The sequence below is a fragment of the Citrobacter freundii complex sp. 2025EL-00176 genome (assembly GCF_053309355.1).
The window spans coordinates 1,269,223-1,289,148 of sequence record NZ_JBRYHT010000001.1 but is presented as its reverse complement, the minus strand read 5'-3'; the positions used below and the strand labels follow the sequence as shown (position 1 = coordinate 1,289,148).

Genomic DNA, 19,926 nt, shown 5'->3' with positions numbered 1-19,926 from the left:
CGTCTGGCGACGGGTTCTTTTTGAATCAGGCAAGGCGCATGATCCAGGCATCTGACTTACGATCGTAGTGCTCGCGAAACAGAACAGAGTGTTCTCCATTCAGAAGGGCCGGGACGCTGGTGTCGGCATCCCAGGCATCCAGTTGCATACATAAATCCGGATCGGACTTACATGGAATGGTTAACGTTCGGTCCCCCGGCGATTCGCCATGCAACTCGGCGTCGTCGATTTCAAAAGCGCCAATGCGCACACTGGTTTTCATCATCGTGCTCTCCGTTTATCTGCTGATTGTGGTACGACCAGTTAGGTCATCCATTTTTCAGCGTAGTCAACGTTAGCAAAAGCGCCAGTCAAAACGTGCGTTATCCTGTAAAGAGTTTGCCATCCCGGACAAGATCGCGTGGGTAGCTATTCTTCAATCGCGATCCAATACGTTTCGCCAGACCGATCGGTTGATGCTGGAACGTAACCAACACGTCGTCAGTTGCAGGAGCAGTTTGTGGGTAAACATCTCTGCCGCGATACCACTCTTCCGCTTCGGCAAGGCTCAGTTCGAACGCCTGGCTGTGGCTCGGATCGGCGAGGGCGATGACGGCTTCATGCTGCCAACGATACCCTTTGTTATGCGTCTCAGCCAGTTTAATCCCGAGGCGGGAAAAACGAACTTTGCCAATCAGGGGTTCAATCTCTGTCGGAAACAACCAGATCTCTTTATCTCGCTGCCACAGGCGCAAATAGTCTGCCCATTGTAATCCGCAGGCGTTAGCGGCCTGGGCGACAAGCGCGGATTCACGTCCTTTCAGCGGGCTGAACGGGAAGTTACCCACTTTATATTTCGGCGCGGGCAGCGCTGGAATGGCGGCCGTTTTGCGCAAACGCGCGACGAAGAAACCTTCACAATCGTAGATCTGCGGGAACACATGCAGGAATCCTTCCGGCGTCAGGGCGCGTTCGGCCTCCGGGAATAAATCGCCCAGCGGTAAAAATTCGACGGCATCCGGATAGGTTTCAATCAACCACTGCATGATGGCTTCGTTTTCGTCACGGTTCAGCGTACAGGTTGAATACACCAATGTGCCGCCGGGACGCAGAGCGTGGAATGCGCTGTCGAGCAGCTCACGCTGGGTAGCGGCAATTTCCAGATTACTTTCTATGGACCAGTTTTTCAGCGCATCGGGATCTTTACGTACCACGCCTTCGCCGGAACATGGGGCATCCAGCAATATGGCATCGAATGCTTCTGGTAATGCCGCGCCGAATACCCGCCCGTCAAAATGGGTCAGGGCGACATTGTTGATACCGCAACGGCTGATATTGGCATGCAGAACTTTGACACGACTGGCGGAAAACTCATTCGCCAGAATCGCGCCCTGATTATTCATTTTGGCGGCAATTTGCGTGGTTTTGGAGCCGGGAGCGGCCGCGACATCCATTACACGTTGCGGGGCATTGCCATCGGCAAACAGCGCGGCGACTGGCAGCATTGAGCTGGCTTCCTGAATATAAAACAGGCCGCTTAAATGTTCTGCGGTGCTGCCGAGCGGCAGTGATGCTTCATCATCGCGTTCAATCCAGAAGCCTTCAGCGCACCACGGAACAGGGGTGAGCGACCAGTTGTAGGGGGCTGTCAGAGTGAGGAAATCGGCAACAGAGATCTTCAGCGTATTGACGCGGATACTGCGGCGCAGCGGACGCTGGCAGGCAGCGAGAAAATCATCGAATGAAAGCGTGGAAGGCATTGCTTCACGCATTTGTGTCAGAAAGGCGTCGGGAAAATAAGCCACTTGGTACCACCGGCAAAAAAACAGGTGCGCAGTGTAGCATAACTGCTCCGGCGTACGTACTCGCGCCGGAGCAGTGGATGCATTAACGAGGCAGGGCGGTTCCCCATTCACGCCATTCTTTCGGTTCGCTTTCCTGCAACAGGAAGTGTTTACCAGCCTGTGCTTTCGGAGCCAGTGGCGTACCCGGCGGGGTTGCGAAGGCGATACCGCCGCGAATGAATTGATTAAAGGTACCGGTCTTCACGACGCCGCCGGTCAGGCCGAAGTCGAGACTGTAGCCGGAGGCCAGCCAGAATACAGAGTTGTTACGCACCAGATGCTGATAGCGCTGGCTGATGCGCATAGCGATCATCACGCGATCGGAAAGGGAGCCGAGCGTCAAACCGGTGACGGTGCCCACTTCAATGCCTCTGAACAGAACTGGCGTACCGATATTCAATGAACCCGCTTCCGGCGCTTCCACCACAATACTCAGCCCATCGAGGTAACGAGAGTCGGTGATAGTGGCTTCCTGTAGCTCAAAATCGCGGCGCGGGTTACCGCGTCCAGGTTCAACGTTGATATACGGCTGTAAGATGGTATCCAGATGCTCCACGCCCGCAGCTGAGATTTGCGGGGTAATCACGGAGAAGCGTGTGCCGCTACGCGCAAAGGTCTGTACGTACTCCGGATACAGCACCGCTTTGGCCTGAACTTCGTTACGGGCAGTGATCAGTTCAAGTGTCTGGATCTGGCCAATATCGATTCCCAGGTAGCGAATCGGCATACCGGCTGCCAGTTTACCGGCATCAAAGGCGTGCAGGGTAATCTGGCCGCCCACCGCACGCGCAGCGGTTTCTGATGCATACAGAATACGCTTGTCGCCTTTGCGTTGGCTGGCGCTGGCACCGCTCAGGTTATCGAAGCTAATTGCGCCTTTAAGCGCTCGCGACAGGGGAGAAGCCTGAACGGTTAAACCGCTGCCGTTAAGCTGAACCTTGGCGCCGCCTTCGGCCCAGAACACGCTGTTGCTGGTCAGCAGGTTGCGATATTCCGGTTTGATATGCAGATCGATATCAAACGCATCGGCGCGTGGACGAACGCTAATCACTTCACCGACTTCGAATTTACGATATAAGACCACCGAACCGGCCTGCACATCCGGTAACGTCTCGGCACTCAGGCTGACTGTTGTGGTTGGCAGATCGCTCAGGCTGTTCTCAATCGCTTTTTCCAGGTTGGCATACAGCGGGTAGCTTTTTTTCATTTCACCCTTCGTACCGGGCAAAATACGAATGCCGCCGCTGATCCACTCACTGGCGCTGGCGCCAAGAAACTCCACGCCATCAAGCCCAACTTTGACATCGACCCGACTGTTGACCACAAACTTACTGTCGCCTTGCACCAGCGCGCGATGCTGCGGTTCGATGGCGACGGTAAACGAAACGCCTTTGCTGGAGAGCGTGCGATCAATCACCTGACCGACCTGAACGCCGTGGAGAATCAGCGGTTGGCCAGCATCAATTCCGTAGCTTTCCGGCGCGGTCAGCGTCAGCGTCATGACGCCCGGATCGTGCAACAAGGATTGCTCTGCAGGAATCACCGCAAACTGGTTACGTGGCTCGCCCTCGCCTGGTATCAGTTCGAATGTTTTACCCGTCAGCAGCGAACTGAGATTCGTATCGCTTAACGATAATTTAGGACTGTGTAATTCAATACGCGTGTTGTCACGTAATAGCGTCACGACGCTGGGATCGACGGTCATTTCGCCGGTGACTTTCCCGCCCGGATTTAAATCCAGTTTGGTCAGTTGACCGACTTCCAATCCTTGATACATCAGCGAGGTTGAGCCAGCTTTAAGTCCGTCGCCGCTGGGTAAATCGAGCTTAACGATCACGCCGCGCTGGCTGTGCGCGAGATCCTGATACAAACCAAACGTGTCGTCGGCAACGGCAGGTTGCGAATCTTCCGGTGAATCAAAAGCAATAGCACCATTAACCAACGCAGCCAGACTCTCTAGTTTCACTTTTGCGCCGCTGAGACTGACATCCGCATCGACCCCTGATACGTTCCAGAAACGACTGCCTTTTTTCACCAGATTGGTGAAGCGACGTTCAATCAACACGTCGATGGTTACGCCCTGATTATTTGGATTAATGGTGTAGTCATAGACCCGACCTACCGGGATTTTGCGGAAATAAACCAGCGAGCCGCTATTAAGCGATCCGAGGTCGGGGGCCCGCAGGTGCAGCATCAAATCGCCGTTATTCAGGCGGTATTTGGGCTGCGTATCGAGCGCGACGAAATGATCCTCTGGCTCGCCGGTTCCGGGCATCATGCCGATATAGTTGCCGCCAACTAACGCGTCGAGGCCAGAAACCCCTGCCAGCGATGCTTTCGGCGTGACCAGCCAGAACTGGGTATCTTTGCGCAGTGCATCTTTCATATTTGATTTGATGCTAACGCGGACTTCAATTTTGCGCAGGTCTTTGCTGAGGTTGATATCCTGCACCGTGCCCACTTCGACGCCCTGATAGCGAACGGGGGTACGGCCCGGCACAATGCCGTCCGCCGACATAAAGTCAATGGTTACGGTATTACCGCGATCTTCATAGCTTCCCCAAATAAGCCATCCTGCAATCATCAATGCGATGAAGGGCAGCAGCCAGAACGGGGAGATACGACGTTTTGTTTTAATCTGCGCTTCAGTCTGCGAAGCGGGCGTTTCCTGACTCATGTGCATCCCAAAGTAAGCGGCTGTCCAGCCATTCCACAGCAAGAATAGTCAATATTACCGCTGCGCCGAAATAAAACGCAGCCGGTCCCATAGTAAAAGCAAGTATCTGATCGCGATTAATCAGCGACATGGTTAAAGCGATAACAAAAAGATCCAGCATTGACCAGCGACCAATCCAGGTCACCATACGCAGCAGTTTGATACGGGTACGCAATCCTTGCTCACAGTTGAAATGAATGCTGATGAGTAACGTAAACATCACAATCACTTTGGTGAATGGCACCAGAATACTGGCGATAAACACGATCGCCGCCACGCCGACATTACTGTTCGCCAGTGACAGTATGCCTGACATGATCGTGTCTTCCTGACGGGAGCCATTGACATAAATAATCGAGATAGGCAGGAGGTTTGCAGGCAGCAGCAGGACAATCGAGGCCAGCAGAGCAGCCCAACATTTTTGAATACTTTGATTTCTGCGCCAGCGCAACGGTATGTGGCAACGAGGGCAGCGACCGCGGGCGTCCGGATAGCCTGTAAAGTGGCAACCAAGGCAAACGCGAAGCTTTTCATCGGGCCGACGAGCAGGCCTTTGCGGGTAAAAACGGTCCCAAAGCTGTTCTACGTTGAGGTGTGATAACGTCAAAATACTGAGGATCACCAGCGCAATAAAAGCAAACAGTCCCACCCCAGGTTGCAAATAAGCATAGTCCTGAACTTTAATCGACGCGACGCCGATACCCACTAGATAGATATCGAGCATCACCCACTCTTTGAGCCTTTCCAGCATCAATAGGACCGGGCGTAGGTTCATCCCAAGAATATTGCCAAACCACAGATAAGCGATTGAGGTAACGAGAATAATCGGCGCGCCCGCAACGCAAAATAGCACGAAGGATGCGGTGAGTGGGTCACCCTGGCGGGTCATTTGCCAGATACCCTGCATGACATTGGCGTCAATGCGTACACCGAGCAAAAAAATGTGTAATAGCGGCTCTCCCCAGGCGAAGGGCATCAGCAGCAACATGGTGACAGCCATTGCCGCCAGCCGCGTTAAGGACCAGTCGCGCCCGTCACGGATTTTTGCCTGACAGCGTGGACAGAATGCACTTTGGTGCGAGCGCATTTTAGGCAAGCTAAATATCAGGTCGCATTCAGGACAACGATGATAATGTGCACGCGGGAGTGCCTCACCGATAGATCTGATGGCGATTTTTTTAGTGGGCGTGATGCGTGATGTCGTAAGGGCCATGTACCGCGTATCAAAATGTTGAAGTAATGTTATCTTAACTCATGACGGGAATGATCTTGAGCATTTACGCATTTAATGTTTATTTTAGTAGGCTGCAGTTTTAAGTAAGACAACTAAGTGATTACATAATGAACAAATCAGAGCTATACACGGATCTGAACCGTGATTTTCAGGCATTAATGGCAGGTGAAATCAGTTTTCTGGCAACGCTGGCAAATACCAGCGCATTGTTGTACGAACGTCTTGCACAAGTAAACTGGGCCGGTTTTTACCTGCTTGAGGGCGAGACTCTGGTACTTGGTCCTTTCCAGGGCAAAATTGCCTGTGTGCGGATCCCGGTAGGGCGTGGCGTATGCGGTACCGCGGTGGCGCGTAATCAGGTGCAGCGCATCGAAGACGTCCATGCTTTTGACGGGCACATCGCATGCGATGCCGCCAGCAACGCGGAAATCGTTCTGCCGATCACCATTGAAAATCAGATAATCGGCGTGCTGGATATTGATAGCACCGCGTTTGGTCGCTTCACTGAAGAAGACGAACAGGGGCTGCGTACGCTTGTGGCACAGCTTGAAACCGTGCTTGCAACGACGGATTACAAAAAATTCTTTGCGAGCGTCGCAGGATAATCAACGGATAACGTAGCAATTACTGATGACGTCATTATAATGTCGCCTGTTCATGCCTGCGCTTGTTGGCTACGTCCGTTGTAATCAGGAAATTTCATGGAAAATCAACCTAAGTTGAATAGCAGTAAAGAAGTCATCGCGTTTCTGGCCGAACGCTTCCCGCAGTGTTTTAGTGCTGAAGGCGAAGCGCGCCCACTGAAAATTGGCATTTTTCAGGATTTGGTAGAGCGTGTTGAGGGCGAAATGAACCTCAGCAAGACGCAGCTCCGTTCTGCCTTACGTCTCTATACTTCAAGCTGGCGCTATCTGTATGGCGTTAAATTGGGCGCAACGCGTGTTGATCTCGACGGCAACCCATGTGGTGAGTTGGATGAGCAACATGTTGAACATGCTCGCAAACAGCTGGAAGAAGCTAAAGCTCGCGTTCAGGCGCAACGTGCAGAGCAACAGGCGAAAAAACGCGAAGCGGCCGCTGCTGCCGGCGAAAAAGAAGACGCACCGCGTCGCGAGCGTAAGCCGCGTCCTGCTCCGCGTCGTAAAGATGGGGCTGATCGTAAACCTCGCGCTGAAAAACCAGCAGCAAAAGCACCGCGTGCTCCTCGTGAAGAACAGCATACCCCGGTATCTGATATTTCAGTGCTGACGGTAGGGCAGTCTTTGAAGGTGAAAGCAGGTAATAATGCGATGGATGCCACCGTATTAGAAATCACCAAAGATGGCGTCCGTGTACAGCTGAATTCGGGTATGTCTTTGATTGTACGCGCAGAACACCTGGTGTTCTGAAACGGAGGCCAGGCCTGGCATGAACACTTTTTTTAGGCTTACTGCGTTAGCTGGTCTGCTTGCATTAGCAGGCCAGGCACTTGCTGTAGAAGACATCACGCGTGCCGATCAAATCCCCGTTTTAAAGGAAGAAACCCAGCATGCGACGGTGAGTGAACGTGTAACATCACGTTTTACGCGTTCACACTATCGCCAGTTCGATCTGGATCAGGCGTTTTCGGCAAAAATTTTTGACCGCTATCTGAATTTGCTCGACTACAGCCATAACGTGCTGTTGGCGAGCGATATCGAACAGTATGCAAAAAAGAAAACTGTCCTCGGCGATGAACTGCGCACGGGCAAGCTGGATGTCTTTTACGATCTTTATAATCTGGCGCAAAAACGCCGATTTGAACGGTATCAGTACGCGTTAAGCGTGCTGGCACGTCCAATGGATTTTACCGGTACTGACACCTTTAACCTCGACCGGAGCAAAGCTCCGTGGCCGAAGAGCGAAGCAGAGCTGAATGCGCTGTGGGACGGCAAAGTTAAATTTGACGAACTCAGCCTGAAGCTGACCGGTAAAACCGATGCGGAAATTCGCGAAACACTGACGCGTCGCTATAAATTTGCCATTCGCCGTCTGGCGCAAACGAACAGTGAAGATGTGTTCTCACTGGCGATGACGGCTTTTGCTCGTGAAATAGACCCGCATACTAACTATCTTTCTCCGCGCAACACTGAACAGTTTAATACTGAAATGAGCTTGTCTCTGGAAGGTATTGGCGCAGTTCTGCAAATGGATGATGACTACACCGTCATTAACTCCATGGTAGCGGGCGGCCCGGCAGCCAAGAGTAAAGCGATAAGCGTTGGCGACCGTATTGTCGGCGTGGGCCAGACCGGAAAAGGCATGGTCGATGTGATTGGCTGGCGTCTGGATGATGTTGTGGCGCTGATCAAGGGACCTAAAGGCAGCAAAGTTCGCCTCGAAATCCTGCCTGCCGGTAAAGGCACCAAGACGCGCATTGTCACGCTAACGCGTGAACGCATTCGTCTCGAAGACCGCGCTGTTAAAATGTCCGTGAAAACCGTTGGCAAAGAAAAGGTCGGCGTACTGGATATTCCTGGTTTCTATGTTGGCCTGACGGATGACGTCAAAGTTCAGCTGCAGAAACTGGAAAAACAGAATGTCAGCAGCGTGATTATCGATCTGCGTACCAACGGCGGTGGCGCACTGACCGAAGCGGTCTCGCTTTCCGGTCTGTTCATTCCTTCCGGCCCGGTGGTACAGGTTCGTGACAATAACGGCAAAGTGCGTGAAGACAGCGATACCGACGGCGTGGTGTATTACAAAGGTCCGCTGGTGGTGTTAGTTGATCGCTTCAGTGCCTCGGCATCGGAAATTTTTGCCGCGGCAATGCAGGATTATGGTCGTGCGCTGATCGTCGGTGAACCGACCTTTGGCAAGGGCACCGTACAGCAGTATCGTTCCCTGAACCGTATTTACGATCAGATGCTGCGTCCGGAATGGCCAGCGCTGGGTTCTGTTCAATACACGATCCAGAAATTCTACCGTGTAAATGGTGGCAGTACGCAGCGTAAGGGCGTTACGCCGGATATCCTCATGCCGACAGGTAATGAAGAAACTGAAACAGGTGAGAAGTTTGAAGATAACGCGTTGCCGTGGGATAGCATTGATGCGGCGACCTATACCAAGTCTGATAACCTGACGCCGTTTGGACCTGAATTGCTAAAAGAGCACAATGCACGTATTGCGAACGATCCTGAGTTCCAGTACATCATGAAGGACATTGCGCGTTTCAATGCGATGAAGGATAAGCGCAGCATCGCTTCTCTGAATTACGCTCAGCGTGAGAAAGAGAATAACGAAGATGATGCACTGCGTCTGGCGCGCATCAACGATCGGTTTAAGCGTGAAGGCAAACCGTTGTTGAAGAAACTGGACGATCTGCCCAAAGATTACCAGGAGCCGGATCCGTATCTGGATGAAACGGTGAAAATCGCGCTCGACTTGGCGCATCTTGAAAAAGACAAGCCAGCGGAACAGCCCGCAACCCGTCAATAACCTCCAACAGGCACAAGAAATTGTGCCTGTTTTTTTAACAAGCGCATGAAGACGTCAGTCTGATACGATAAAATGTAAAGTTGTGTCTTTCTGGTGACTTAGCACCTATGGATGCTTGAAAATAGCCATAAGACCCATACGATATGGGTAATCGCATAGTGCGTTTTGTTAAATTGAGGTTAAAAGAAAATTATGATGCGAATCGCGCTCTTCCTGCTGACGAACCTGGCTGTGATGGTCGTTTTCGGGCTGGTATTGAGCCTGACAGGGATTCAGTCAAGCAGCGTTCAAGGCTTGTTGATCATGGCACTGCTGTTTGGTTTTGGTGGTTCCTTCATTTCGCTGCTGATGTCCAAATGGATGGCGTTAAAGTCCGTTGGCGGGGAAGTGATCGAACAGCCCCGTAATGAAAGAGAACGCTGGCTGATGAATACGGTAGCGAATCAGGCCCGCCAGGCCGGTATCGCTATGCCGCAGGTTGCAATCTACCATGCGCCAGATATTAACGCGTTTGCTACCGGTGCGCGCCGGGATGCTTCGCTGGTGGCTGTGAGTACTGGCCTGTTGCAAAACATGAGCCCGGACGAAGCCGAAGCGGTTATCGCGCACGAGATCAGCCACATTGCCAATGGCGATATGGTGACCATGACCCTCATTCAGGGGGTGGTTAACACCTTCGTTATCTTTATCTCCCGTATTCTGGCGCAAATCGCCGCCGGATTTATGGGCGGTAACCGCGATGAGGGCGAGGGCAGCAACGGCAACCCATTAATTTACTTTGCGGTGGCGACGGTGCTGGAACTGGTGTTTGGTATTCTGGCCAGCATCATTACCATGTGGTTCTCACGTCACCGTGAATTCCATGCGGATGCCGGTTCTGCCAAACTGGTCGGCCGTGAGAAGATGATCGCCGCGCTGCAGCGTCTGAAAACCAGCTATGAGCCGCAGGAAGCGACCAGCATGATGGCGTTCTGCATCAACGGTAAATCTAAATCGTTGAGTGAGCTGTTTATGACTCACCCGCCGTTGGATAAGCGTATTGAAGCGCTGCGTAGTGGGGAATACCTGAAGTAACCCGAAGAAGTCTACAAGAAAAAGCGCGTCTACAGACGCGCTTTTTTTATGCCTGAACGCGCGGCTGCGTGATACGTAGGCCGCTCACTATGGCGGCAGCCGTTGCCAGTACACCCGCGGTTATCAGCGACATATGTGTCCCGCTGTCACCAAACTGATTGAGCATTAACGCCACCAGCGCCGCGCCGGTACTTTGCCCTAACAAGCGCGCAGTCCCCAACATCCCGCTCGCCCCGCCGCTGCGTTCACGCGGTGCGGAGGTGATGATGGTGTGGTTATTCGGTGACTGGAATAGACCAAAGCCCGCGCCGCACAATATCATCGGCCAGATGATATTAAAATCGGAGGGCGCAGAAGGGAGTAGCACCAGTGCAAATAATCCGCTTGCCATCACGGCCATACCCAGAGCACCCAACAACCCCGCGTGGACGCGCTCGATAAGATATCCGGCCAGCGGGGCCATCACCATGGTTGCCAGCGGCCATGGGGTCAGCAGTAGTCCTGTTTCGACTTCGCTACGACCGATCACGGTTTGTAGAAAGAAGGGCAGAGAAACCATCGCCAGCATTTGTGCGCTGAATGAACAGATTGACGTGCAAATCGAGAGTGAAAACAGCGGAATGCGCAGCAGGTCAACCGGTAATAACGGTACCGGCAACGCCAGCTGGCGGCGGATAAAGAAAAAACCGACCACGATAAGCGCCACAAGCTCGGCACCAATCAGTTTTAGCGACTGTCCTTGTGCGAACCCACTGAGTGCTGTAATTAACAAGCCAAACGTTAAGGCATTCATTACCGCACTGGGCAAGTCAAAGCGCGGTTTATTACTGCGTGACGAATTAGGTGGCAGAAAGCGCATGGCCAGCAGCAGGGCAATAATCCCCAGCGGGACGTTAATCAGAAACAGCCATTTCCAGGACGAGATAGAGAGGATCGCCGCGGCAATAGTGGGTCCTGCCGCTGAGGAGACCGCCACGATGAAGGAGTTAATTCCCATCCCCCGACCAAGCTGACGCTGGGGATAAATGAGTCTAATTAATGCTGTATTCACACTCATCAGCGCTGCGCCGCCAAACCCCTGAGCCACGCGGGCCAGCGTTAGCATTTGTAGCGAGTCTGATAAAGCACAGAACAGCGAGGCAATCAGGAATACGACGAGACCACATTTATAAATGCGTCGATAGCCGAACATATCACCCAAAAATGAGAGTGACAGCAGTGAGACGACAATGGCGATTTGATAGGCGTTAACGATCCAGATTGAGCTGGCGGGTGAAGCCTGAAGGTCGGTAGCAATCGTCGGAAGTGCCACGTTAGCTATTGCGCCGTCGAGTACTGCCATAGAGATGCCAATAACAATGGTTAAAATTGCACCATATCGCTGGGGCAATGGCAGGCCATCAGCCTGAATTTTTTCCATAAGGGGTCATTTTATCGGGAATTATGATGAGAATAATAATCTTAGCATTGATATACAGGCGTTAGGTCGCAGATTTGTAACTAAGTGAGCAAAGAGCGATTGCGAGGGCAGGTCCGTGAAATTATAATAAAAACCGGTTCTGATTTTTATAAAACACTCGTAATGAGGTGATAAATGGCAATCGCAGATCTGGATAAACAACCTGATTCTGTATCTTCCGTGCTGAAAGTTTTTGGCATCCTGCAGGCGCTGGGTGAAGAGCGCGAAATTGGTATTACCGAGCTGTCGCAACGCGTCATGATGTCAAAAAGCACCGTTTATCGCTTTTTGCAGACCATGAAAACGCTGGGTTATGTGGCACAAGAGGGAGAGTCAGAGAAATACTCCCTGACCCTGAAATTATTCGAGCTGGGTGCGCGCGCGTTACAAAACGTTGATCTGATCCGTAGTGCTGACATCCAGATGCGTGAACTTTCACGTTTGACTAAAGAAACCGTACACCTTGGTGCGCTGGATGAAGACAGCATCGTCTACATTCATAAAATCGACTCCATGTACAATCTGCGTATGTATTCCCGCGTCGGTCGTCGTAACCCATTGTACAGCACGGCTATCGGTAAAGTTCTTCTGGCATGGCGTGACCGCGATGAAGTGAAGGAAATTCTTGACGGCATCGAGTACAAACGCAGCACCGACCGTACTATCACGAATACTGATGAATTGCTGGTACTGTTGGATAAAGTGCGCGAACAGGGATACGGTGAAGATAACGAAGAGCAGGAAGAAGGCCTGCGCTGCATCGGTGTTCCGGTATTTGACCGTTTTGGCGTGGTGATCGCGGGCTTGAGTATATCATTCCCGACGCTGCGCTTTTCGGAAGAACGTTTACACGAATATGTGGCGATGCTGCATACGGCTGCGCGTAAAATTTCTGAACAAATGGGCTATAACGACTATCCGTTCTAATTAGAAAAAATAGCGCTAAGTACAAACCCCAGGTATTGCGTACCTGGGGTTTTTTAATGAATAAAATTAGCGCTATTTTGCGCAAATAACATAGAGAATGTATTGCCGCTATCTTAACCGTTATCGATAACGACAGTGCTTTTGCGTAATACAGGGCAATCTGAAAGGCCTATAAGGCCGCTGTTTGTGTGGATGTATTGCGCGGTGCTGGTCCCGCGAGCAGTCAGATATTGGCATTGCAGACCCAGACCGGCCGCATTCTCTTTACTCCCAATCAAAACTCCATAGCCGCTCAGTAATAAACCGATCCAAACCAGAGCTAACAACACAATAGCGCGGATTATCAGACGCATTACAACCTCTTATCTTTTCTCGTTATTAGTAGATTAGCCTGTACACGGGCTGAAACAAGTCAATCATTCCTAAAAAGTTGGAATGCCGTTACAGTTAACGCTGGGTTTAGGTAACGCATGATAATTTATAGACATAAGATGTAGAGTCGAAGAGTGGAGCTGGAGTGAAAAAAATACGCTGGGTGGTACTGATTGTTGTCGTGCTGGTATGCATATTGATGTGGGCGCAGGTGTTTAACATCATGTGCGATCAGGACGTACAATTTTTCAGCGGTATTTGTGCCATCAATAAATTTATTCCCTGGTAAGCGCATTTTTGCAACAGTTGATTACCTTCTTGTGCGGCAGTGGTAAACTACGCTGTCTACATTGAGGTGGTAAAATGAATGAAGTTTTGAATTCTGGCGCGTTAAGTTTTGCGTCTTTAGCGGTATCGGTGGTGGTTTTGATTGTTGGGCTTGTGTTGTGGTTTTTCATCAATCGGGCAAGTTCGCGTACTAACGAGCAGATAGAACTGCTTGAGGCATTGTTAGACCAGCAAAAAAGACAGAACGCATTACTCCGTCGCCTTTGTGAGGCTAACGAACCAGAAAAAGCGGCAGAACCTGCAGCGGTCACCGCGAAGGATGAAGATGATGACATCATCCGCCTGGTAGCTGAGCGCTAAAAACAGTAGGTCAGGATGAAGGTCTGTTGATGCTCTTCGCAGATACTTCATCCTGTCGTCAACATGTCAGATCATTTTCTTCTGCTCTCGCCGCGTATTAGCGTTCGGCGTTGTCTGTAACCTGAGCATTTTCAGATACTCTAACCAATTAATAACTTCTCTCCGGTCTGATATAAATATATTTTCCCATACGTTAAAAATATGATTATGTCATTTTTGTGATAACGATCGTCTTATTAACAGCGAAACGTTTCTCTTACTTTTTTTGTGCATTGTCATCATTCTTTCATTATTTTGATGCAAAAACAGAAGGCGGATCTCATTTTTGCGCTTGTGACATTTTATGCATTACTAAGCATAAAAAATGATATCCGCCAGACCCTGTGACAGATAACCTGGAACAACCGAAGCTATTGAGCTATGGTAGAAATGTCCCTGTGACGGTGCACGCCTGACGGGGCAAGGGGAGAGAGGTGACGATATAACTCTGCTCGGTCTGGCGCATAACTGTGCAGTCGTTGTTTGATGAAAGACAGGATTTGTGCGACCGATCGAGACACGTTTAAAAATGGCTTGCCATTATTTACGTTGTATGTGATAACACGTTTTGGGTTAAACGAGGTACAGTTCTGTTTATGTGTGGCATTTTCAGTAAAGAAGTCCTGAGTAAACACGTTGACGTTGAATACCGCTTCTCTGCCGAACCTTATATTAGTGCCTCAAGCAGTAATGTCTCAGTTTTATCTATGTTATGCCCGCGGGCGAAGAAAATACTCTAAGGAATTTTGCAAATGGCAAAGATTAAAGGTCAAGTTAAGTGGTTCAACGAGTCTAAAGGTTTTGGCTTCATTACTCCGGCTGATGGCAGCAAAGACGTGTTCGTACACTTCTCCGCTATCCAGGGTAACGGCTTCAAAACTCTGGCTGAAGGCCAGAACGTTGAGTTCGAAATTCAGGACGGCCAGAAAGGTCCGGCTGCTGTTAACGTAACAGCTATCTGATCGACACCACTGATTTGATGCGCTTATGCGCAACCATCTCAGATATAAAGCCTCGCTTATGCGGGGCTTTTTAATTCAAACTACGTCAAAATATTTCTGAAAGCCCATCCATTAGCGCTTTGTTGCAAAGGCGTGATGTTCGTAGCATAGTTTTCCCCGCATTCTCGCGGCATTTCTCGTTAAATCAGTCACCTGAAAAACTATCATGCGGGAGTCCAGGTGAAAAAGAAAAACGACATAGATGCGCGCAATTTTACTCCCGTACGTTTTGCCCTGCTTTGTGTGGCGATATTATTAAGTCTGGGACTGCTGCTGGGTCGGGTGGCGTGGCTACAAATTGTCACGCCGACAAGTCTGGTAAAACAGGAAGACATGCGTTCGTTACGCGAGGTAACCATAGCCTCGCCACGCGGAATGATTACCGACAGAGAAGGGCGACCGCTAGCGGTAAGTGTCCCGGTGAATGCCGTCTGGGCAGACCCTAAAACCATTATTAGCAAAGGTGGCGTGGGCTACAACGAACGTTGGCAGGCGTTAGCAAAGACTTTGAACATTTCGCTTAGTTCTCTGGCTGAGCGCGTTAACAGTAATCCTGCTGGACGCTTTATTTATCTGGCCCGCCAGATATCTCCTCAGCAGGCTGAATGGGTCGATAACCTTAATCTTCCGGGGATCAACCTGCGTGAAGAATCCCGCCGCTTTTATCCCGCCGGACATGTTGCGGCTAATCTCATTGGTTTCACCAATATTGATGGCCAGGGTATTGAAGGCCTGGAGAAAAGCTTCAATAGTCAGTTGATGGGTAAACCCGGCTCCCGTCTGGTCCGTAAAGACAAATTTGGTCATGTCATCGAAAATATCACCGAAGTGATGCCAGTGCCTGCACACGAATTACAACTCAGTATTGATGAGCGTTTGCAGACGGTTACCGAAGACGCGCTGGATAATGCCGTGACGTGGAATAAAGCGGAGTCAGGGGCAGCGGTACTGGTCAATATCGCTACCGGCGAAATTCTCTCCATGGCCAGCTTCCCTGACTTTAACCCCAACAATCGTGACGGCGCGGTACTGGATGATTTTCGTAACCGTGCCATTAGCGACACCTTTGAACCCGGCTCAACCGTTAAGCCGTTGGTGATTATGACCGCGCTCCAGCAGGGGATTGTGCAACCGGACAGCGTAATTGATACCCATCCTTTTAATGTCGATGGACATCGTATTCGCGACGTTGGATTTTACCCGGAGCTGTCGCTGACCGGCATTTTGCAGAAATCGAGCGATACGGGCGTATCACACCTGTCGTTAGCTATGCCTGTGCAGAAATTGCTGGATACCTATAAGCGTTTTGGCTTTGGCGATCCAACCGGCTTGGGATTAACCGGCGAAAGCAGTGGTTTAATGCCTCAACGCCGCTACTGGAGCGATTTGGATCGCGCGACCTTTGCATTCGGTTATGGACTCATGGTGACGCCGCTCCAGTTGGCGCATGTCTACGCCACCATCGGTAGCTTTGGCATCTATCGCCCCCTTTCTATAACGCGTATTGATCCACCGGTAATAGGAACGCGGGTCATGCCAGAGGAGTTGGTTCATCAGGTTGAACATATGATGGAAAGCGTTGCGTTACCCGGCGGTGGGGGAACCAAGGCCGCGGTCAGGGATTATCGGGTTGCGGTGAAGACCGGGACGGCGAAAAAAATTGGTGATGATGGTAAATATGTTGATAAATACGTGGCCTATACGGCAGGCGTTGCGCCAGCGAGCGACCCGAAATTCGCGTTAGTTGTGGTGATTAATAATCCACAAAACGGTGCTTACTACGGGGGAGCCGTCTCCGCGCCGGTATTCAGCCAGATTATGGGTGATGTTCTGCGTCTGGAAAATGTTAAACCCGACGGCATGCCTGCCGACTCCGATCACCTGCTGGTGATGCATGGCGATAGCGTATCCTCGCCGACGCTGTAAGTTATTTTCCCGGGGCGCAATTCGCGTTACACTTGCGCCCTCAAATCACCTGCCGGAGTTGTCATGTCGTTTTCCTGTCCTCTTTGCCACCAGCCTCTTACTCAAACGAAAAACAGTTTTATTTGCCCTGAGCGGCACCAGTTTGACGTGGCGAAAGAAGGGTATGTCAACTTACTGCCGGTTCAGCATAAGCGGTCGCGCGATCCGGGTGACAGCGCTGAGATGATGCAGGCGCGCCGGGCGTTTCTTGATGCCGGACACTATCAACCGCTGCGTGATGCGATTGTGAATGTGCTTACAGAGAGGCTGGGTTCAGAAAACGCGGCGATTCTGGATATCGGCTGTGGGGAAGGGTATTACACCCATGCCTTTGCCGATACGCTGACTGGTGGCAGGACCGTTGGCCTCGACGTCTCCAAAGTGGCGATTAAGGCCGCAGCCCGCCGTTATCCGCAGGTAACCTTTTGCGTGGCGTCCAGCCATCGTCTGCCGTTTGCCGATGCGTCCATGGATGCCATCATCAGGATCTACGCGCCCTGTAAAGCGCAAGAGCTGGCTCGCGTGGTTAAACCGTGTGGATGGGTCATCACCGCCACGCCGGGGCCGCGTCATTTAATGGAACTGAAAGGGCTGATTTATGATGAGGTGCGTTTGCACGCGCCACATACCGAACAGCTGGAAGGTTTTGTTCTGCAGCAGAGTATCGCGCTGGGCTATCAGATGCAGCTCACGGGCAGCGAAGCCGTTGCATTACTGCAAATGACGCCCTTCGCCTGGCGGGCAAAACCGGAAGTGTGGGAAACGTTAGCAGGAAAGACGAAGTTTGACTGCCAGACAGATTTTAGTATTCATATCTGGCAGCGCCTGAATTAACCGTGGAAGTGTGCCCAGAGGATCTGGGCGCCGATACCAATCAGTACCACCCCGCCCAAAATTTCAGCCCGTTTGCCCAGCATCGGACCAATAAAACGACCGATCATCATGCCGAGCGTGGACATAATCAACGTGGCGCAGCCGATGGCCAGCGCAGTCGCGATGATATTGACCTGCAGGAATGCCAGACCCACCCCGACAGCCATCGCGTCGAGACTGGTGGCAATGGCGGTGGTGACCAGTAGCCAGAATCCATGACGACGCTGCGGTTCTTCATCCTCATCACCGTTGTCGCGAAAACCTTCGATTATCATTCGCCCGCCTAAGAAAATAAGCAGAATGAAAGCGATCCAGTGGTTCCACTCCAGGACGAATTTACTTGCCAGCATACCCATACCCCAGCCAATCAGCGGCGTCAGGGTTTCTACTGCGCCGAAAATAAGACCGGTGCGCAGCGCTTCAGAAAATTTGGGTTTATGCAGTGTGGCGCCTTTGCCAATTGATGCAGCGAAAGCATCCATCGACATGCCGAAAGCGAGAAGTACAGTAGCGGTGAGATTCATAACAGCGTCCTGACCGGGGTATCCATAACACACATCACTGCCCCCAGTAACCATGCATACAGACGGAAATCACGAAATATATCGTGCCATTCAGGTATGCATTGCAGTTGATGTGCCTATGGTCTCGCCTGACTGAAGCTGTATGTTCAGTCCGTACGCGCCACGTTTTTCAACGAGTATGTTGACACGTACATTTCCGGAGTCTGGAAATCGGCTACTCCCCAACGACGGGCGCAACCTTAACATATTTTGAGAATATAAAACAAGAAACAGGGAAATAATATTTGACTTCTAATTGAAAACGATTTTCATTTAGATTTATTTATAAATAGAACGTTAAAATAAATAACATTACGGACGGTGTAATATAGCCTTAGCTATGTTTTGTTTTCATTAGTATATAAAAAACATAGTTCAGGCTATCTTGTTAACTTACTGATTTGAAATAAGAAGCTTATATATTTTTTCGAGATCGTCTATATTTCGTACGCGAACCAGCAATCTCCGCTGTTCTAATTGCATCACCAGCACGCCATCTTCTGATAAATTCATCTCTTTAATGCGGTTATATTCAATCCAGACGTTGGCAAAGAAAAAACCTTTCTGCTTGAAGATGATTTTTGGCGTACGGATCCAGAACAGATACAACCCCATCAATACCAGTGCGCATAATAACCATGTGGTGAATTGCGCTCCGTCGCTGGTGACGTTGTTGTAAATAAGAATAGCTACCAAGCCAATGAAGATAACACTGTCAACACGGCTGCGAGGAAGCAGGGCGACCGTCAGCAGAGTCGGGCCATTACGGCGGGGCATTATGAACTGATCGTAAATGGCATACGCCAGCAGCGAAAAGATAAAAAGAACCAGCACCAGGTCCGTGATAGTCATGAATCCTCAACCCTCTAAATAGAAAAACCGGGGGCAAGCCCCCGGTGGTGTACAACAGTCTTACAGGCCGAGCAGGCCGACAGCGTAGCCCGCGATACCGATGACGAAGAAGCCAACGATAATCCACAGCGGGTTCACTTTCTTACGCAGCAGCCACATACAAGCGAAAGTCAGCAGCAGAGGAACCAGGCCCGGCATCAGCTGGTCAAGGATAGTCTGCACGGTGGTAACGCGAGTCTGACCATCCTGACCGGTGATAGTGGAGACCACCAACGGGATGTTCACGTGCGTCCATTTGTTAACCAATGCTCCCATGACAAACAGGCCGAGGATTGACGCCCCCTCAGTCAGTTTCTGCAGGAAGCCGCCGCCCATATCTTTAACGATATCGACACCTTTACGGTAGCCGTATGCCACACCGTAGTAACGGGTAGCCAGACGCACCAGGTTAAACAGGATGAAGAACAGCAGTGGCCCAAGCAGGCTGCCACTCATCGCGATACCTGCGCCAAGCGCGGCAAATACCGGACGTACGGTACCCCAGAAGATTGGGTCGCCGACGCCTGCCAGCGGTCCCATCAGACCCACTTTGATACCGTTGATAGCACCATCGTCAATCTCTGCGCCGTTGGCACGCTGCTCTTCCATCGCCAGCGTAACGCCCAGTACAGGTGCGGCTACGTACGGATGGGTGTTAAAGAATTCCAGGTGACGCTTAATAGCCTGCTTACGTGCATCGTTGTTTTCCGGGTACAAACGGCGGATAGCCGGTACCATGGAGAAACAAAAACCCAGCGCCTGCATACGTTCGAAGTTCCATGAACCCTGAAACAGGTTAGAACGAATGAACACGCCACGAATGTCACTCGGAGTGAGTTTTTTCTCGGTGGTAGTTTTAGTCATATCAACCATTTCGCTCACCTG

Annotated in this window: 20 protein-coding genes; 11 read left to right on the top strand and 9 right to left on the bottom strand. The window is 51.0% G+C overall.

Annotated features, from left to right (window positions below):
- Window positions 1-25: 25 nt before the first annotated feature.
- From ACVXHP_RS06310 to yebS, 4 genes are all read right to left on the bottom strand, one after another.
- On the bottom strand, window positions 26-262 hold the full coding sequence (locus ACVXHP_RS06310; protein WP_029139506.1) for a YebV family protein: 237 nt from the start codon (window positions 260-262) through the stop codon (window positions 26-28).
- A gap of 100 nt (window positions 263-362) precedes the next feature.
- Window positions 363-1,784 (bottom strand): 16S rRNA (cytosine(1407)-C(5))-methyltransferase RsmF, encoded by a 1,422-nt coding sequence (gene rsmF, locus ACVXHP_RS06305; RefSeq protein ID WP_447571072.1) that lies wholly within the window; start codon window positions 1,782-1,784, stop codon window positions 363-365.
- 82 nt (window positions 1,785-1,866) lie between these two features.
- The gene (locus ACVXHP_RS06300) at window positions 1,867-4,500 is read right to left on the bottom strand and encodes a PqiB family protein (protein ID WP_200006150.1); all 2,634 of its coding nucleotides are present in this window, start codon (window positions 4,498-4,500) and stop codon (window positions 1,867-1,869) included.
- Entirely contained in the window at window positions 4,469-5,752 is a 1,284-nt protein-coding gene (gene yebS, locus ACVXHP_RS06295; RefSeq protein WP_200006151.1) for a membrane integrity lipid transport subunit YebS, read from the bottom strand. Before yebS ends, ACVXHP_RS06300 begins: the two co-directional genes overlap by 32 nt.
- A 128-nt stretch (window positions 5,753-5,880) precedes the next feature.
- Between yebS and ACVXHP_RS06290 the strand changes: the two genes are divergently transcribed.
- The 4 genes from ACVXHP_RS06290 (at window position 5,881) to htpX (ending at window position 10,303) form a co-directional block, all read left to right on the top strand.
- Window positions 5,881-6,378 carry a GAF domain-containing protein gene (locus ACVXHP_RS06290; protein WP_447571071.1) on the top strand — a complete coding sequence of 166 codons (498 nt, stop codon included), beginning with the start codon at window positions 5,881-5,883 and terminating at the stop codon, window positions 6,376-6,378.
- A 96-nt stretch (window positions 6,379-6,474) separates the two neighbouring features.
- Window positions 6,475-7,161: an RNA chaperone ProQ gene (proQ, locus tag ACVXHP_RS06285; RefSeq protein WP_200006153.1), complete on the top strand. Its 687-nt coding sequence runs from the start codon at window positions 6,475-6,477 to the stop codon at window positions 7,159-7,161.
- 19 nt (window positions 7,162-7,180) lie between these two features.
- A complete protein-coding gene (gene prc / locus ACVXHP_RS06280) occupies window positions 7,181-9,229 on the top strand; it encodes a carboxy terminal-processing peptidase (protein WP_447571070.1) in 2,049 nt (682 codons plus the stop codon).
- A gap of 192 nt (window positions 9,230-9,421) precedes the next feature.
- On the top strand, window positions 9,422-10,303 hold the full coding sequence (gene htpX, locus ACVXHP_RS06275; RefSeq protein WP_003034964.1) for a protease HtpX: 882 nt from the start codon (window positions 9,422-9,424) through the stop codon (window positions 10,301-10,303).
- A gap of 46 nt (window positions 10,304-10,349) precedes the next feature.
- On the opposite strand, the gene ACVXHP_RS06270 is transcribed toward htpX, so the two are convergent.
- A complete protein-coding gene (locus ACVXHP_RS06270; RefSeq protein WP_447571069.1) occupies window positions 10,350-11,723 on the bottom strand; it encodes an MFS transporter in 1,374 nt (457 codons plus the stop codon).
- Window positions 11,724-11,897: 174 nt separating this feature from the next.
- On the opposite strand from ACVXHP_RS06270, the gene kdgR reads away from it, so the two are divergent.
- Window positions 11,898-12,689 (top strand): DNA-binding transcriptional regulator KdgR, encoded by a 792-nt coding sequence (gene kdgR, locus ACVXHP_RS06265; protein ID WP_006684175.1) that lies wholly within the window; start codon window positions 11,898-11,900, stop codon window positions 12,687-12,689.
- A 113-nt stretch (window positions 12,690-12,802) separates the two neighbouring features.
- On the opposite strand, the gene ACVXHP_RS06260 is transcribed toward kdgR, so the two are convergent.
- Window positions 12,803-13,042 carry a YobH family protein gene (locus ACVXHP_RS06260; protein WP_304699857.1) on the bottom strand — a complete coding sequence of 80 codons (240 nt, stop codon included), beginning with the start codon at window positions 13,040-13,042 and terminating at the stop codon, window positions 12,803-12,805.
- Window positions 13,043-13,206: 164 nt separating this feature from the next.
- Between ACVXHP_RS06260 and mgrB the strand changes: the two genes are divergently transcribed.
- The 6 genes from mgrB to rlmA all read left to right on the top strand — a co-directional run bounded on the left by mgrB (window position 13,207) and on the right by rlmA (window position 17,548).
- Entirely contained in the window at window positions 13,207-13,350 is a 144-nt protein-coding gene (gene mgrB, locus ACVXHP_RS06255) for a PhoP/PhoQ regulator MgrB (RefSeq protein WP_003034977.1), read from the top strand.
- Between the two features lie 74 nt (window positions 13,351-13,424).
- On the top strand, window positions 13,425-13,709 hold the full coding sequence (locus ACVXHP_RS06250; RefSeq protein ID WP_304699853.1) for a YebO family protein: 285 nt from the start codon (window positions 13,425-13,427) through the stop codon (window positions 13,707-13,709).
- 635 nt (window positions 13,710-14,344) lie between these two features.
- Window positions 14,345-14,488 carry a DUF2627 domain-containing protein gene (locus ACVXHP_RS06245; protein ID WP_006684179.1) on the top strand — a complete coding sequence of 48 codons (144 nt, stop codon included), beginning with the start codon at window positions 14,345-14,347 and terminating at the stop codon, window positions 14,486-14,488.
- 12 nt (window positions 14,489-14,500) lie between these two features.
- Entirely contained in the window at window positions 14,501-14,710 is a 210-nt protein-coding gene (gene cspE, locus ACVXHP_RS06240) for a transcription antiterminator/RNA stability regulator CspE (protein ID WP_001062678.1), read from the top strand.
- 219 nt (window positions 14,711-14,929) lie between these two features.
- Window positions 14,930-16,675: a peptidoglycan glycosyltransferase FtsI gene (gene ftsI, locus ACVXHP_RS06235; RefSeq protein WP_200006158.1), complete on the top strand. Its 1,746-nt coding sequence runs from the start codon at window positions 14,930-14,932 to the stop codon at window positions 16,673-16,675.
- A gap of 63 nt (window positions 16,676-16,738) precedes the next feature.
- Window positions 16,739-17,548: a 23S rRNA (guanine(745)-N(1))-methyltransferase gene (rlmA, locus tag ACVXHP_RS06230; protein ID WP_447571068.1), complete on the top strand. Its 810-nt coding sequence runs from the start codon at window positions 16,739-16,741 to the stop codon at window positions 17,546-17,548.
- Here the strand turns inward: rlmA and mntP are convergent.
- The 3 genes from mntP to ACVXHP_RS06215 form a co-directional block, all read right to left on the bottom strand.
- Window positions 17,545-18,111 (bottom strand): manganese efflux pump MntP, encoded by a 567-nt coding sequence (gene mntP / locus ACVXHP_RS06225; protein ID WP_020996621.1) that lies wholly within the window; start codon window positions 18,109-18,111, stop codon window positions 17,545-17,547. The genes rlmA and mntP overlap by 4 nt on opposite strands.
- Before the next feature lie 432 nt (window positions 18,112-18,543).
- A complete protein-coding gene (locus tag ACVXHP_RS06220) occupies window positions 18,544-19,002 on the bottom strand; it encodes a DUF986 family protein (protein WP_200006160.1) in 459 nt (152 codons plus the stop codon).
- Between the two features lie 60 nt (window positions 19,003-19,062).
- Window positions 19,063-19,914 (bottom strand): PTS mannose transporter subunit IID, encoded by an 852-nt coding sequence (locus ACVXHP_RS06215; RefSeq protein ID WP_003833769.1) that lies wholly within the window; start codon window positions 19,912-19,914, stop codon window positions 19,063-19,065.
- Between the last annotated feature and the right edge of the window lie 12 nt (window positions 19,915-19,926).

What these genes read in the sequence shown, in the direction of transcription:
- rlmA (WP_447571068.1), top strand. Translation starts at nt 16,739, where the DNA reads ATGTCGTTTTCCTGTCCTCTTTGCCACCAGCCTCTTACTCAAACGAAA.
- ACVXHP_RS06245 (WP_006684179.1), top strand. Translation starts at nt 14,345, where the DNA reads ATGTGTGGCATTTTCAGTAAAGAAGTCCTGAGTAAACACGTTGACGTT.
- yebS (WP_200006151.1), bottom strand. Translation starts at nt 5,752, where the DNA reads ATGGCCCTTACGACATCACGCATCACGCCCACTAAAAAAATCGCCATC.
- ACVXHP_RS06260 (WP_304699857.1), bottom strand. Translation starts at nt 13,042, where the DNA reads ATGCGTCTGATAATCCGCGCTATTGTGTTGTTAGCTCTGGTTTGGATC.
- prc (WP_447571070.1), top strand. Translation starts at nt 7,181, where the DNA reads ATGAACACTTTTTTTAGGCTTACTGCGTTAGCTGGTCTGCTTGCATTA.
- ACVXHP_RS06250 (WP_304699853.1), top strand. Translation starts at nt 13,425, where the DNA reads ATGAATGAAGTTTTGAATTCTGGCGCGTTAAGTTTTGCGTCTTTAGCG.
- ACVXHP_RS06290 (WP_447571071.1), top strand. Translation starts at nt 5,881, where the DNA reads ATGAACAAATCAGAGCTATACACGGATCTGAACCGTGATTTTCAGGCA.
- ACVXHP_RS06270 (WP_447571069.1), bottom strand. Translation starts at nt 11,723, where the DNA reads ATGGAAAAAATTCAGGCTGATGGCCTGCCATTGCCCCAGCGATATGGT.
- ACVXHP_RS06310 (WP_029139506.1), bottom strand. Translation starts at nt 262, where the DNA reads ATGAAAACCAGTGTGCGCATTGGCGCTTTTGAAATCGACGACGCCGAG.
- ACVXHP_RS06220 (WP_200006160.1), bottom strand. Translation starts at nt 19,002, where the DNA reads ATGACTATCACGGACCTGGTGCTGGTTCTTTTTATCTTTTCGCTGCTG.
- proQ (WP_200006153.1), top strand. Translation starts at nt 6,475, where the DNA reads ATGGAAAATCAACCTAAGTTGAATAGCAGTAAAGAAGTCATCGCGTTT.
- ACVXHP_RS06300 (WP_200006150.1), bottom strand. Translation starts at nt 4,500, where the DNA reads ATGAGTCAGGAAACGCCCGCTTCGCAGACTGAAGCGCAGATTAAAACA.
- htpX (WP_003034964.1), top strand. Translation starts at nt 9,422, where the DNA reads ATGATGCGAATCGCGCTCTTCCTGCTGACGAACCTGGCTGTGATGGTC.
- ACVXHP_RS06215 (WP_003833769.1), bottom strand. Translation starts at nt 19,914, where the DNA reads ATGGTTGATATGACTAAAACTACCACCGAGAAAAAACTCACTCCGAGT.
- kdgR (WP_006684175.1), top strand. Translation starts at nt 11,898, where the DNA reads ATGGCAATCGCAGATCTGGATAAACAACCTGATTCTGTATCTTCCGTG.
- cspE (WP_001062678.1), top strand. Translation starts at nt 14,501, where the DNA reads ATGGCAAAGATTAAAGGTCAAGTTAAGTGGTTCAACGAGTCTAAAGGT.
- mntP (WP_020996621.1), bottom strand. Translation starts at nt 18,111, where the DNA reads ATGAATCTCACCGCTACTGTACTTCTCGCTTTCGGCATGTCGATGGAT.